The organism is Oleiharenicola lentus (genome assembly GCF_051660365.1).
Classification (GTDB): Bacteria; Verrucomicrobiota; Verrucomicrobiia; order Opitutales; family Opitutaceae; genus Lacunisphaera; species Lacunisphaera lenta_A.
This window is the reverse complement of the sequence record NZ_JBOZXB010000003.1, coordinates 222,954-235,611: the sequence shown is the minus strand read 5'-3', so window position 1 is coordinate 235,611 and position 12,658 is coordinate 222,954. Positions and strand designations below refer to the sequence as shown.

The 12,658-nt window shown below is 59.4% G+C and carries 13 protein-coding genes and 1 other RNA gene; 10 read left to right on the top strand and 4 right to left on the bottom strand.

The annotated features are described in order from the left end of the window. The first annotated feature begins 7 nt into the window (after positions 1-7). Entirely contained in the window at positions 8-862 is an 855-nt protein-coding gene (locus ACRRQW_RS20325; RefSeq protein WP_438483461.1) for an amidohydrolase family protein, read from the top strand. 25 nt (positions 863-887) lie between these two features. Here the strand turns inward: ACRRQW_RS20325 and ACRRQW_RS20320 are convergent, their stop codons facing one another. Continuing rightward, the gene (locus tag ACRRQW_RS20320) at positions 888-2,174 is read right to left on the bottom strand and encodes an amidase (protein ID WP_438483460.1); all 1,287 of its coding nucleotides are present in this window, start codon (positions 2,172-2,174) and stop codon (positions 888-890) included. Positions 2,175-2,186: 12 nt separating this feature from the next. On the opposite strand from ACRRQW_RS20320, the gene ACRRQW_RS20315 reads away from it, so the two are divergent. Genes ACRRQW_RS20315 through ACRRQW_RS20300 form a run of 4 tightly spaced genes read left to right on the top strand, consistent with a single transcriptional unit; the run spans position 2,187 to position 5,215 of the window. Next, positions 2,187-2,963, top strand: a complete 777-nt coding sequence (locus ACRRQW_RS20315; protein ID WP_438483459.1) for an ABC transporter ATP-binding protein — start codon at positions 2,187-2,189, stop codon at positions 2,961-2,963. Continuing rightward, complete coding sequence (locus ACRRQW_RS20310) at positions 2,960-3,754, top strand: ABC transporter permease (RefSeq protein ID WP_438483458.1); 795 nt, start codon at positions 2,960-2,962, stop codon at positions 3,752-3,754. The genes ACRRQW_RS20315 and ACRRQW_RS20310 overlap by 4 nt, the downstream gene beginning before the upstream one ends. 2 nt (positions 3,755-3,756) lie before the next feature. After that, positions 3,757-4,749: an ABC transporter substrate-binding protein gene (locus tag ACRRQW_RS20305; RefSeq protein WP_438483457.1), complete on the top strand. Its 993-nt coding sequence runs from the start codon at positions 3,757-3,759 to the stop codon at positions 4,747-4,749. A 4-nt stretch (positions 4,750-4,753) separates the two neighbouring features. After that, positions 4,754-5,215, top strand: coding sequence for a RidA family protein (locus ACRRQW_RS20300; protein ID WP_438483456.1), 462 nt, complete (start codon positions 4,754-4,756; stop codon positions 5,213-5,215). Positions 5,216-5,282: 67 nt separating this feature from the next. Here the strand turns inward: ACRRQW_RS20300 and ACRRQW_RS20295 are convergent, their stop codons facing one another. The 3 genes from ACRRQW_RS20295 to ACRRQW_RS20285 all read right to left on the bottom strand — a co-directional run bounded on the left by ACRRQW_RS20295 (position 5,283) and on the right by ACRRQW_RS20285 (position 9,418). After that, a complete protein-coding gene (locus ACRRQW_RS20295) occupies positions 5,283-7,310 on the bottom strand; it encodes an ATP-binding protein (RefSeq protein ID WP_438483455.1) in 2,028 nt (675 codons plus the stop codon). 125 nt (positions 7,311-7,435) lie between these two features. Then, positions 7,436-8,734, bottom strand: a complete 1,299-nt coding sequence (argA, locus tag ACRRQW_RS20290; protein WP_438483454.1) for an amino-acid N-acetyltransferase — start codon at positions 8,732-8,734, stop codon at positions 7,436-7,438. 60 nt (positions 8,735-8,794) lie between these two features. Beyond that, complete coding sequence (locus ACRRQW_RS20285; protein ID WP_438483453.1) at positions 8,795-9,418, bottom strand: hypothetical protein; 624 nt, start codon at positions 9,416-9,418, stop codon at positions 8,795-8,797. An 83-nt stretch (positions 9,419-9,501) separates the two neighbouring features. Between ACRRQW_RS20285 and ACRRQW_RS20280 the strand changes: the two genes are divergently transcribed. The 5 genes from ACRRQW_RS20280 (at position 9,502) to ACRRQW_RS20260 (ending at position 12,653) form a co-directional block, all read left to right on the top strand. Continuing rightward, the gene (locus ACRRQW_RS20280; protein ID WP_438483452.1) at positions 9,502-11,289 is read left to right on the top strand and encodes a proline--tRNA ligase; all 1,788 of its coding nucleotides are present in this window, start codon (positions 9,502-9,504) and stop codon (positions 11,287-11,289) included. Further along, complete coding sequence (locus ACRRQW_RS20275; RefSeq protein WP_438483451.1) at positions 11,286-11,591, top strand: ATP-dependent Clp protease adaptor ClpS; 306 nt, start codon at positions 11,286-11,288, stop codon at positions 11,589-11,591. The genes ACRRQW_RS20280 and ACRRQW_RS20275 overlap by 4 nt, the downstream gene beginning before the upstream one ends. Continuing rightward, positions 11,578-12,036, top strand: a complete 459-nt coding sequence (locus ACRRQW_RS20270) for a hypothetical protein (RefSeq protein ID WP_438483450.1) — start codon at positions 11,578-11,580, stop codon at positions 12,034-12,036. Before ACRRQW_RS20275 ends, ACRRQW_RS20270 begins: the two co-directional genes overlap by 14 nt. Before the next feature lie 61 nt (positions 12,037-12,097). Beyond that, a non-coding RNA gene (gene ssrS / locus ACRRQW_RS20265) (6S RNA) lies at positions 12,098-12,279 on the top strand. Between the two features lie 23 nt (positions 12,280-12,302). Further along, positions 12,303-12,653, top strand: a complete 351-nt coding sequence (locus ACRRQW_RS20260) for a SirB2 family protein (protein WP_438483449.1) — start codon at positions 12,303-12,305, stop codon at positions 12,651-12,653. The last annotated feature ends 5 nt before the right edge of the window (positions 12,654-12,658 follow it).

Sequence of the window (12,658 nt, the reverse complement as noted above, 5' to 3'; positions counted from 1 at the left end):
GAATTCTATGCGAGTGATCGACGCTCATGTGCATCTTTATCCGCCGGCAGCAGGCCACGAACCCGCCGCGTGGGCAGCCGCGCGTGGCGAGACGCATTGGGCATTGCTGTGCACGCGTCGCCGCAAAGACGGACGAGGCGTGCAGGGTTTTCCCACCGTGGATGAATTGCTGCGTGATCTCGATCTGGCCGGCGTGGAAAAAGCGGTGTTGCTCGGCTGGTATTGGGAAAACCACACGACGTGCTTCGAGCAAAACCGTTTTTACGCGGAATGTATGAAAGCGCATCCGGATCGCCTGGCGGCGTTTGCCACGCTGCATCCGGCGGCGGGCGAGGCCGCGCTCGCGGAAATGCGTTGGGCCGCCGATGCGGGTTTCAAAGGCCTGGGCGAACTTTCGCCGCATTCGCAACGCGTGAGTGTGGAAGATGTGAATTGGAAGCGCGTGCTCGCGCTCGCGGGTGAATTAAAACTGCCGGTGAATCTGCACGTGACTGATCCGCTGAGTCGGTCGTTTCCCGGTCGGGTCGATACGCCATTGGCGGATTTCGGGCAGATGGCGCGCGAGTTCCCGCAGACGACATTTATTCTCGCTCATTGGGGTGGAGGACTGGCGTGGGATGAGCGCGTGGCGAAGTTGCCAAACGTGTGGTTCGATACCGCCGCGTCACCGTTGCTTTACGGGCCGGAGGTTTGGAAAAAAGCGCCGGATGCGCGAGTGTTGTTTGGTTCGGATTATCCGCTGATTTTGTATCCCGGGCAGGAGCAAGCGCCGTCGTTGGAGCGCATGCTCGTCGAAGCGTCGAAGCAGAATGTGACCGCTGATGTATTCGGAAAAGCCGCCGAACAACTCTTAAACTGGTAGGGGCGGTTAAGGACAACCGCCCTAACTATGTTTTGAGCAGCCCGGGAATCGCGGCGCTCGTCGCGGATGGCACGATGATTTGCAGCCCGGTGGTCAAGCCGGATGAGAGTATCACGGGAATCGTCACGACCGGCAAACCGCCCAAGCTCGCCGGCGCGGTGAGCGTGAGCAGGCTCTTGCGGGCTTCGGGCGTGCACTCGTCCTTGCGCAATGCCGGAAACGGAGTCGCGGGGAGAATCAGGTAGTCGTGGTTAACAAAAAATGCCGCGAATGCGGCGCGCACGGTTGCGATGGTCGCGCGGGCTCCTTCGATTTGCGCGGGCGTGTAGTGACCGCCGTCGGTGAAGCGTTGCCAGATGCTCGGGGTGTAATGCTCCTTAAAGCGCGTCAACCACTCACGATGCACGACGTGCGCTTCGCTGAGTGCGATCACGGTGTAGGCGTCGATGGCGTTTTGCCACGACGAGAAAAGCGCCTCGCTCGCGACGGAATCGATGGAAGGTGCAAACGCTTTGGCGGCGTTCTCGTAAGCCTCGGCGGTCTCGGGATCGAAAGTGATGCCAAACGATTTCGCGGGCACATAAACGCCGCGCAACGAACCGTGTGCGGGTTCGAATTCACCGAGCAAGGCACTCGTCGCGGTGAGCAGATCGGCTCCGTTGTTGGTAAACCATCCTACCGTGTCGAACGTGGGCGAGAGCGCGACTGCGTCGCGAATGAAGGCATCGCGCGGTGCGTTGCGAAATCCATAGACGCCGCAAAACGCCGCCGGCACGCGCATCGAACCACCGGTGTCGGTGCCGATGGCAAATGGCACGGCGCCGACGCCGACGAGCGCTGCGGAACCGCTGCTGGATCCGCCGGACAGTCGTTCCGGAAAATGCGGATGCGGACAGTCGCCGTAGTGGAGGTTGTCGCCGAAAAGGCCGGCGGCGAATTCCACGAGGTGAGTCTTGGCGACGCACGCGGCACCAAGTTCCCGCAGGCGCAGGACGATGGCGCTATCGGCCACAGGGGTGCCGCGCGCTTGTTTCAGAAAAGTCGATCCGGCAAATGTGGGCACACCGTAAAGGTCGAACAGATCTTTCAGCACGTAAGGAATTCCGCGCAATGGCGCGGTGGAATCCTTGCCCGCTTCGAGTTCGGTCACGAGTTCGCCTTCGAGCCGCAGCCACGCGATGGCGGCGCGATGGAGATCGTCGGGCAGGGCGGCGATGCGGATCTGCGTCTCACGCGCCACTTCGGCCGGTGACAAGGATTGCCACGCGGCAAAAGGCAAAGTGGCTGGCGTTTTGAGCGCGTTCGTGTCCATTGACGTGCACTCATGGACGCAGTTGCGCCGATCGTCAAATTCACCTCGCTGATTAAACGCTACGGCGATGGCCCGGTCGTGCTCGACGGTATTAATCTCACGGTGGCGCCGGGTGATTTTGTTTCATTTATCGGGCCGAGCGGTTGCGGGAAATCCACGGTGCTGAAACTCGTGTCGGGCTTGAGTCCGTGGACGAGTGGCGAGTTGACCGTCGCGGAGGTAAAACCACGGCAGGCGCGCGACAAGCAGGCGTTTATTTTTCAAGATGCGACGCTGCTGCCGTGGCACACCGCGCAGATGAACGTGGAAATCCCGCTGCGATTGCGCGGCGTGGCAGCCACTGAACGCGCCGTGAAAGCGCGTGAGATGTTGGAACTCGTCGGACTTGGCCACGCCACGAATTATTATCCGCGTCAGTTGTCTGGCGGCATGAAGATGCGGGTGTCGATCGCGCGCGCGCTGACGCTTTCGCCGCAACTCCTGCTGCTCGACGAACCGTTTGGCGCGCTCGACGAGATGACGCGAAACCGGCTCAACGAAGAGTTGCTCGCTTTGCGGGAGCGCTCGCGCTTCACCGCGCTCTTTGTGACCCACTCCGTGGCAGAAGCGGTGTTTCTTTCGAATCGGATTTTTGTGATGGCGGCTAATCCCGGAAGATTTCACGCCGAAGTGAAGGTGGATTTCGCCTACCCGCGTGAGCCCGAACTGCGCGGTAGCCCAGAGTTTCAAACCAAGGTGAACGAAGTCACGCGTTTGCTGCACGAGGTCGAGGAGGGCGTGACGCGATGAAAAAGATGTCACCGATTTGGTTGTGGATTCTGCCGGTGGTCAGCGGGGCGTTGTTTGTGGCGATTTGGTATGCCGTGAAATATTTTAGCGGACTGCCGGATTGGATTTTGCCGACGCCGCTGGAAATTCTGAATGCGGCCTGGAACGAACGTGAACGCTTACTGCGCGCCGCTGGGCAAACCGTGTGGGGTGCGATTGGTGGATTTGCACTGGCGGCGTCGACGGGGTTTTTAATCGCGGTGGGGCTCGGCACGTCGCGATCATTGCGCGCGAGCCTTTATCCGTGGCTGCTCGTGCTGCAGATGACGCCAGTGATTGTGCTCACGCCGATCATTATGTTGTGGGCCGGGCCGGGAATGCCGGGCATCATCACGATCACGTGGCTGATTAGTTTTTTCCCGATCGTGGCGAATACCACGCAAGGATTGCTCTCGACGGACATGAATCACGTCGCGCTTTTTAGAATGTGCAACGCGAGCCGATGGCAGGAGATGTGGCTGTTGCGCGTGCCGACGGCGATGCCGCTTTATCTGGCCGGTGTGCGGATCGCGGCGACGCTCGCCCCGATTGGCGCGATTTTCGGCGAATACATGGTCGGTAATTCGGCGGGAAAATCCGGTGGATTGGGGTTTCTAGTCTACAGCTACAACACGCAGCTGAAAATCCCCGCGCTCTTCGCGACAGCGCTGACGAGCTGCCTCATCGGTTTTATTTTCGTCGCGGCAATTTCCTGGCTCAACTGGGCTGTGTTGCGCAAATGGCACGACTCCTACGAACGCAACGATCACTAACTATGAAACTCATTAAACTTTTTCCCCTCATGCTCGGCGCCGCGGCCATGGCGCTCGCGGGCTGCGGCAAAAAATCCGATGCAACTGCGGCGGCGGCCAACGGCTTGGTCAAAGTGCGCCTGCAGACCGATTGGTATCCGCAGCCTGAACATGGCGGGTATTATCAAGCGGTCGCGAAAGGATTTTATGCGGCCGAGGGACTCGACGTCGAAATTCTTCCCGGCGGACCGAACGCGCAGGTGATGAGTTCGGTGGCGATTGGGCGCGTGGAATTTGGGATGACCAACGGTGACGACGTAATCGTCGCCATCGCGCGCGGCTTGCCGATCAAAATGATCGGCGCCGAGATGCAGCGCGACGCGCAGGGAATTCTTTTTCACAAAGAAAATCCGATTCGTTCGCTGAACGACTTGCAGGGCAAAACAGTGATGGCGGGCTCCGGCTCCACGTGGATTCAAGTCGTGAACCAAAAGATGGGTGTGCAGTTCAACCTCGTGCCGCTGGTCGGCGACCTCGCGCGCTTCATGAGCAATCTGCAGTTCGTGCAGCAGTGCTTCGTGACGAATGAGCCTTTCTTTGTGCGTCAACGCGGCGCTGAGGCTGAGGCCATCCTGATCGCCAACGACACCTACGAGCCGTATCGCGTGATGTTAACCAGTGACGACTACATCAAAAAAAATCCTGAGATCGTCGCAAAATTTGTCCGCGCGAGCGTGCGCGGGTGGGTGGATTACCTGACTGGCGATCCGACGCCGGCGAACAAGTTGCTCGTGGAAAAGCGCAACGACCTGACGCCGGAGTTCATGGCTTACAGCGTGAAAGCGATGAACGATTACAAGATCGTGCTCGGTGATTCTGCAAAGGGCGAGTATCCGGGGCAGATCACGGATGCACGGATTAACAAGCAAATCGCCATTCTGCAGGAAGTCGGCGTGCTCGATAAAAAAGTCGACGTGAAGGACGTCGTGGCGTTTGAGTTTATCCCCAAGAAATAATCCCATGAATTACGAAGCCAAACTCAACGAACTCGGGCTCACGCTCCCGAATCCTCCCGCGGTCGCCGGCGCTTACGTGCCGTTTATCCGCACCGGAAATTTACTCTATTGCGCGGGCCAAATTAGCGCATTGAACGGCGCGATGACGCACGTCGGGCAGGTCGGCAAAGAGCAGACCGTGGAAACCGCCTATGAGTCCGCTAAAGTCTGTGCACTCAATACGCTCGCCGTAATCAAGCTAGCGACCGGCAGTCTCGACAGCGTGAAGCAGATCGTGCTGGTGACCGGCTTCGTAAACGCGATCAGTGGCTTCGAGAACAGCCCGGCCGTCATCAACGGCGCATCGGAACTCTTTGGGAAGGTTTTCGGCGACGCCGGTAAACATGCACGCGCGGCGGTCGCGGCGGCGGGTTTGCCGAAAGGCTCTACGACCGAAATTCAAGTGATCGTCGAGTTGAAGAGCTAAACGCGGTTCTCGAAGGCTTGAGACTCTCCTCGAAGGGCACGCGCGAAAGCGGGTGCCTTTTTCTTTTCTAAACGGCGGGCGTTGTGGTCGTGATGCTCGCTGACTTGCGCGGCAACGTCACCGTGAACGCGCTGCCGACACCGAGGCTCGATTCAGCAGTGAGTTGGCCGTGGTGCAGCGCGACTAATTCGTGACAGATGGAGAGGCCAAGTCCGGTTGAACTTTCGCCACCGGTGGGCTTGGCGGAAAGGCGGGTGAAAGGCGCGAAGAGACCCTTCAAATCGTCGGGGGTCAGGCCCACGCCGGTGTCTAGAATCTGCGTGGTGACGTAATCCGCGTCGCTCGTAATCGTGACGGTTACTTTGCCTCCTGGTGGGGTGTATTTAACGGCGTTGTCGACTAGGTTGGTGAATACTTGGTGCAACCGCTGCGCGTCGCCCGCGATTTCGCAGGAGCCGGCGTTTGTGTTCACGACGGAGAGCGCGATGGATTTTTGCGTGGCGCGGGTTTGCTGGGCAGTGACGACGCGGCCGACGAGCTTGGCCAGATCGAGCGGCTCGCAGTCCAGTTTGAGTTGGCGGGATTCGAGCGCCGCGTGATCCAGCAGGTCGCGAATGAGGTCGGACATGTGCTCGCTTTCGGCGAGCAGGAGGTCGATGAATTGCGTTTCGCTGGGCATCGATTCGCGCAACTCAACCAAGCCACCGGTGATGGCCGAGAGTGGATTTTTGAGATCGTGCGAGGCGATGCCGAGCAGCCGTGTCTTGAGAGCGTCGGCTTGTTCCGCGGCTTCCTTGGCGATCTCGGTCTGTTCGATGATCCGGCGCTTGCTTCTTAGTTTAAGCCGTTGACGGCTGATGATGGCGGCGAGTGCCACGAGGCCAACGCCCGCGACGCAAATCAGCCAGTAACGTTGGGCGCGCGTCCGGGCGAGTTCAGAGTCTTTTAAGGCCTGATCGCGACGCAGCAGCGTGACCTCCAAGTTGCGGCGTTCCGCAATATAGCGGCTGTTGAGGACGGCGAGTTGCAGGCTTGAGCGCTCGTTGAAAAATGCTTCGTTGGCCGAAACCAGATTTTGCTGGGCTTTGTAAGCGGCGGGCAGATCGCCGGCGGCTTCGTAAGCGCGGGCGAGTTCGCGATAACTGTAGGCGATCAGCGAACGGCTTTTAAGATCGATGGAAAGCGCGAGCGTGGCTTCGAGTTCCTTGACGCCCTCGGAGGCGCGCTTGAGTTTTACGAGGAGGCGGCCGGATTGGCGCAATGCGTTGACGAGTTGGCGGCGCAGCGCGAGGCGCTGGTAAATTTCAATGCTCTTGCGGGTTTGTTCGAGAGCGAGGGAAAGTTCGCCGAGGTGTTCGTTCGCGTAACCGAGGTTCTGCCACGCGTCCGCGATGCCGCGTTCACTGCCGGCTTCGGTGTGGATTTCGAGCGAGCGTTGCTGGGATTCGAGCGCGCCTTTATAGTTGCCGCTTGTTAATAGGTAATTGCCACGGATTTTGTAGTAATCACCGAGCCGCACCTTGTCGTTGATTTCGTTGGCGATCCGGCGGGCTTGTTCGAGATGGTAGTCTGCTTGCTCGGGCTGCTTGAAGTCACGAAACAGCGCGGTGATGCCGCTGTGCGCATCGAAGGTGAGCCCCCTGTCGTGCATTTCTTCCGCGAGTCGGAGCGTCTGGAGGAAATGCTCCATCGAGGTCGGATAATTGCCCAGGTTCCACTCGGTGCGGGCGAGCACGTAGTTGAACTGCGCCATCAACGAACGGTCGTTCAATTCGGTGGCGCGCGCCAGACCGCGCGTGCTGAGTTCGTGGGCCTGCGCGTATTCGGTAATCGCGCGATGCAAGCGCGCCATCACCGCCTCGGCTTTGAGCTGGGTCATTTCGTCAGGCGCAATCGTGCGGGCTTGTTGCGCGAGCTTTAAACCTTGCTCGGGATTTATCGCGTCGAGCGCGTCGGCCTGGGCGAGCAGAGTAACCGATTGTTGGGTGGCGTCGGGCGGCGTGGGTGCGGGCAGCGCGGCGAACGCTTCGAGCGCAAATGCGACCGTGCCGACCCAGAAAAGGACGGTCACGATTAATTTTTGTGACGACCGCATACGGAAAATTACGAGGCGGGAATCGCGCAGCGCAACGGCGGACTCTATTTTTCGTGGCTTATGCGCAAAAACTTCAACCGCTCGGCACTGGGATTCAACGCGCTTATGGGCAGTCGGCGCGAACCTCAGATTTTCTTTGCAAGCACTTTGGAATTACGCCCGCTTTCCTCGTAGGCTTTGAGGCGGGATTCGGGGAGCACATCTTTATCGGCTTCTTCGAATCCGCAGACGGAGGTGAAGAACGAAAACGCCTGCGTTGAGAGGGCGATGACCTTAGTCACACCGAGTTCGCCGGCGCGCATGCAGGCGAAGTCCACCATCTTTTTGCCGATGCCGCGGTTGCCATAGAAAGGCATGACGTAAAGCGAACCGATCTCCGCGACCTTCGCGTCTTCGGGGTAAAGCGTGAGCGAAATGCAGGCGATGAGATTCTCGTCGATTTCGAAAACGTAGAATTGGTCGATCGTTTTTTCGATCGATTGCTGCGAGCGCGCGCGGAGTTCCTCGCGCTTCATGCCGGAACGCGTGAGGTTGTAGATCGCGCGGACGTCGCGCTTGGTGGCTTTGCGAATCTGTTGGTATTCGTTGCCGTGGATGAGCGTGCCGACGCCTTCGTTGGAGAAAATTTCCGCGAGCAGGCCTTCCGGTTCGCGTCCATCGATCAAGTGGATGCGCGGCGTGCCGTTATCGATGGCTTTGATGGCTTGCTCGGCCTTGCTGCGCATCGGCTCGTTAATTGATTCCGGTTTCGTTTCGAGCAAGCGACGCAGCGCGTCGACCGGGATGTTGTGCTGAAGCTTACCGTTGATCTCGAGACCTTGGTTCGGCGTGAGGTAAATAATCTTCGTAGCTTGCATCGCCTCGGCCAGTTCGGCGGCGAGCGCGTCGGAGTTGATGCGCAGCGGTTTGCCGTCGCGGTCGAAACCAATCGGATTCACGACTGGCACGACGCCCGACGTGATCAGTTGCTGGAAAAAATCCTTGTCGATGCGATCGACGCGTCCCGTGAACTGGTGATCGACGCCTTTGATGATGCCGAAGGGCATCGCGCGCACGGCATTCGTGAGCGCGGCTTTCAGCGCGTTGGCGGTTAGGCCTTCGATGACCAGATGGGTGACGCGTGATGACGCGCGGATCGCGAGGTCGAGCGTGGCGGCGTCAGCGACGCCGGTGCCGATGGCGTCCGTGATGGCGATGTTACGGATCTTCGCGAGCTCGACGATCTGCTGGCCGATGCCATGCACGATGACGACTTTGATGCCCAACGAACGCAGCACGGCGATATCCGTGAGCAAATTCGGGATATTGTCATCGGCGACGATGCTGCCGTCGATCGCGATGATGAAGATCTGTCCCTGGAAACGCGGAACGTATTTCAGGATGCCACGCAAATCCGTGGGCTTGATGTGGGCGCCGTTGCTCATCGTTGGTTGAGCGCGATTTAATCAGGCATGTCGCCGCGCTCGTCAATGGATTGTTGCGCCTCAGCGCACCGTGAAACTCCACGTCACCGCCGGGCCGTTGGCGACAATGCGGATTTGATACGTGCCGGCCGACAGCGAGGCTGTGGAAAAACTGAACGCGTAGTCCGCATCTTCCCAACGGCTGCGCACGTCGCCGGGCAATGTGTCGAGCGTGGGCACGAGGACGAGTTCGTGGGCTTTGAAATACAGCGCGAGATCGCCGAGTTCGGTCTTCAGGTCAGGCGTGATGCGCGCGGTAAAGAAGCCGCGGTAGGTTTCACCTTGGTTGATGGAAGCCGGCGCGGTGACGCGATCGATGGCGGCGAGCAGCTTGGGTTTTTCGGCGAAGTTGGCTTCGAAGTTCAGGCCGAGGCCCATGGAGCCGCGTCCGGTCTTGGCAATGTTCTCGGTCGGCGGACGTTCGGTGGGGCGGCGGAGGTCGACGGGCAGGGTGTGCCAACCGGCGGCGACAAGCCGGGCGAGCGTGGCGCGATCCTGGGCGTCTTGGTAAGGGCGGTAAGCGGGGCCGGGCTTCCGGAAGTAAAGGTTCACCAAGGTGTAACCGACCACGAAAATGACGATGGCGATGATGGGCCATTTCATCGACCAGGGTTTGCGTTCAGGACGGCGCGGAGGCGTGGACATTTCAGGGGTTAAAACGGGGGAGGGCGGCCGGGCGCAAATACATTTGCGCCACCGTGGGCGACTTGTTCTCGTCGCAGGCTCTCATGAAATATTGGTCCCAGACTTTTATTCCCACGCTCAAGGAAAGCCCGGCGGATGCGGAAATCGCCTCCCATAAGCTGCTCGTGCGCGCCGGACTCGTGCGCAAATTAAGCGGCGGCCTTTATACGTTCATGCCGCTCGGCCTGCGCGTCATGCAGAAGATCTCGCAAATCTGCCGCGAGGAAATGGAGCGCGAACAACCAGCGCAGGAACGCGGTGGCGCGATCGAACTCTGGATGCCGCACGTGCATCCGGTTGAGCTTTGGGAAAAAGGCCCGCGTTGGGCGGCGGCGCGCGAAATCATGTTTCGCGTCGACAGCGCAGGTGCCGGCAAAGGCCGCTCGAAGGAGCCGGAGTTCGTGCTCGGGCCGACCCACGAGGAAGTCATCACGCCGCTCGTGAAAGCCGAGATCACGAGCTACCGCGACCTCCCGAAAAACTTTTATCAAATCGCCACCAAGTTCCGTAACGAAATCCGCCCGCGCTTCGGCCTGATGCGTGCGCGCGAATTCGTAATGATGGACGCGTATTCGTTCGACGCGACCGACGACGGCGCGATCAAGAGCTATCTCGCGATGAAGACCGCTTACGAAAACTTCTTCCGTCGCATCGGCGTGACCGCGATCGCGGTCGAGGCCGACACCGGCGTGATGGGCGGCAGTTTCTCGCATGAGTTCATGGTGCCCGCCGAAATCGGCGACGACGACGTGATCTACAATGAAGAGAGCGGCTACGCGGCGAACCGCGAGAAAGCCACGAGCGGCCTGGTGCCGGCTGATCTCGTCGATGCGGCTCCGGTGGGCGAATTGGAAGAATTCGCAACGCCGGGGGTCGTGACGATTGCCGCGCTCGAAGCCGCGCCTTACTCGGTGGCGGCGGACAAACAATTCAAGACGCTCGTTTACGTGGGCGACGGCAAACCGTTCCTCGTGATTCTGCGCGGTTGCGACGAACTCGAAGAAGCGAAGATTGGCTCGCTCGGTTTTACGGTGTTCCGCCCGGCGACAGCGGAAGAAATCGAGCCGGTGTTGGGCGCGAAGCCCGGCTCTCTCGGTGCGGTGAATGGTTCGGTCAAAAACCAGAGCGCGCTCGCCGGTATTTTTGCCGACCACGCGATTCGTCTCGTGGGCAACGGCACGACCGGCGCGAACAAAGACGGCGTGCACGTGCGCAACGTCAATGTTACGCGCGATCTCGCGATCACGAAGTTTGGCGATTTCCGTCGCGTGCGTCCGGGCGAGCCCGACCCGAAATCCGGCCAGCCGCTCAAGGTGCGCCGTGGCATCGAAGTCGGCCACATTTTCAAACTCGGCACGAAATACTCCGAGAAATTCGAAGCGGTTTACACCGACGACAAGAAGCAGTCACACCCGATGGTGATGGGCTGCTACGGCATCGGCGTGAGCCGCACGCTGCAAGCGGTCATCGAACAGAGCCACGATGCCGACGGCATCATCTGGCCGTGGGCGATTGCCCCGTGGCAGGTGCTGGTCGTGAATCTCGATCCGCAGGACGCCGCGGCCACCGCTTTGGTCAAACAACTCGCGACTGCCGCCGAAAAGGCTGGAGCCGATGTGTTGATCGACGACCGCGTCGAACGTCCGGGCGTGAAGTTCAAGGACGCCGACCTCATCGGCATTCCGCTGCGCTTTACCGTGGGTGGCAAAGGCCTCAAAGAAGGGATTTTCGAGTTCAAGCCGCGCAGGTCGAAAGAAGTGCGTAAAATCGCGATCGCGGACGCCGATACGGTGGTCGCGCAAGTCGTGCACGAAGCCGCCGTGAAGGCATGATCGTAGTCGCGGCCAAAACCAAACAGGCGCCACAGCCGGCCACGGAAACGCAGGTGCAACCTGCGGACATGTGGCGCGTGGTCGTGTTGAACGATCCGGTGAATCTCATGTCGTATGTCGTCATGGTGTTCAAACGGGTCTTTGGGTTTCCCGAGATGCGGGCGCGTCGGCACATGCTGGAAGTGCATGAGAACGGCCGCTCGGTCGTGTGGAGTGGCGTGCGCGAGCAGGCCGAGGCTTACGTCTTCACGTTGCAACAATGGCATCTCACGGCGGTGATCGAGAACGATGAAACGAGTTGAGGTTAGGTTAAATCTCGAAGCGGTCGCGCCGTTGCTCGACGTCATCAAAGACGCCGTCGACGATCTCGGCGTGAAACTCGCGGTGGCGCCGCAGTTGCCCGCCAACGAGGAGGAATTGGCGTCGGAGTGGTCGCACGAATTGCTCAGCAGTCAGCGCAGCGACGTGGCGGTGCTGCTTTCGCTATTCGGAAGCGAGTTTTTCGCGACCGGTGTGGTGCCGTTGGAATCCACGAACAGCGAGCCGGTCTTGCGCGCGTGCTCGGCTGTGCGCCTGCGGTTGCGCGAAAAGCATTTAAAGGAACTCGGTGACGAAGCGTTGGAGACGGGTGAAGTGAATTTGTCCGAATTATCGGAAACCCAGCAGAAGGCGTTCGCGGCGTATGTGTTTCTCGCAACCTTGCAGGAACTCGTCGTGCAGCACTTGGATCCGACCGTGATGGAGTAAGCTCCGTTTTTATTGAAGCTTTCATTTGACGGGAAGAAGGGGAGGACTACGGTCTGCGGCTGACACCCTGTAGTGTTCGAGGTGCTCTATAATTACGCTCTTTGCCTTTGCTATAATTTGGGAACCGCTGACAGGCGGGTGGATGTCAGGCCGCAACCGGAAGACAGAAGCTCGTCGGGTGGTGCCCACCTTTAACTTAAAAAGGACATGAGCCTTGGGGCATACGGCACAAATGGGGTGTCTTTAATTTTTTCCACACACGCTAAATGAGCCCCACGTTCTATCACATCCTCCACGTCTTCTCTTTGTTCGTCCTGATCGCGCATACCTTCATGGCTTTTGCGAACCCGGATCCGGTGAACAAAAAGCGCACCATGATCATCACCGGCGTCGCTGGCCTGTTGGTGTTGGTGAGCGGTTTTGGACTGATTTCGAAAGTGTATTCGAATCAATTTTACGCGTGGATGTTTGTGAAACTGGGCTGCTGGCTCGTGCTCGCGGCGCTTGGCGGCGTGGTGTATCGCAAGCCGCACCTGCGCGCGACGCTGAGTTTTATCACGCTCGCGTTGGTCCTCGTCGCGCTGGTGATGGTGTATCTGAAACCGTTTGCAGGTTAAGCCTG

Coding starts and splice junctions, on each gene's coding strand:
- ACRRQW_RS20325 (WP_438483461.1), top strand. CDS start 8: ATGCGAGTGATCGACGCTCATGTGCATCTTTATCCGCCGGCAGCAGGC.
- ACRRQW_RS20320 (WP_438483460.1), bottom strand. CDS start 2,174: ATGGACACGAACGCGCTCAAAACGCCAGCCACTTTGCCTTTTGCCGCG.
- ACRRQW_RS20315 (WP_438483459.1), top strand. CDS start 2,187: ATGGACGCAGTTGCGCCGATCGTCAAATTCACCTCGCTGATTAAACGC.
- ACRRQW_RS20310 (WP_438483458.1), top strand. CDS start 2,960: ATGAAAAAGATGTCACCGATTTGGTTGTGGATTCTGCCGGTGGTCAGC.
- ACRRQW_RS20305 (WP_438483457.1), top strand. CDS start 3,757: ATGAAACTCATTAAACTTTTTCCCCTCATGCTCGGCGCCGCGGCCATG.
- ACRRQW_RS20300 (WP_438483456.1), top strand. CDS start 4,754: ATGAATTACGAAGCCAAACTCAACGAACTCGGGCTCACGCTCCCGAAT.
- ACRRQW_RS20295 (WP_438483455.1), bottom strand. CDS start 7,310: ATGCGGTCGTCACAAAAATTAATCGTGACCGTCCTTTTCTGGGTCGGC.
- argA (WP_438483454.1), bottom strand. CDS start 8,734: ATGAGCAACGGCGCCCACATCAAGCCCACGGATTTGCGTGGCATCCTG.
- ACRRQW_RS20285 (WP_438483453.1), bottom strand. CDS start 9,418: ATGTCCACGCCTCCGCGCCGTCCTGAACGCAAACCCTGGTCGATGAAA.
- ACRRQW_RS20280 (WP_438483452.1), top strand. CDS start 9,502: ATGAAATATTGGTCCCAGACTTTTATTCCCACGCTCAAGGAAAGCCCG.
- ACRRQW_RS20275 (WP_438483451.1), top strand. CDS start 11,286: ATGATCGTAGTCGCGGCCAAAACCAAACAGGCGCCACAGCCGGCCACG.
- ACRRQW_RS20270 (WP_438483450.1), top strand. CDS start 11,578: ATGAAACGAGTTGAGGTTAGGTTAAATCTCGAAGCGGTCGCGCCGTTG.
- ACRRQW_RS20260 (WP_438483449.1), top strand. CDS start 12,303: ATGAGCCCCACGTTCTATCACATCCTCCACGTCTTCTCTTTGTTCGTC.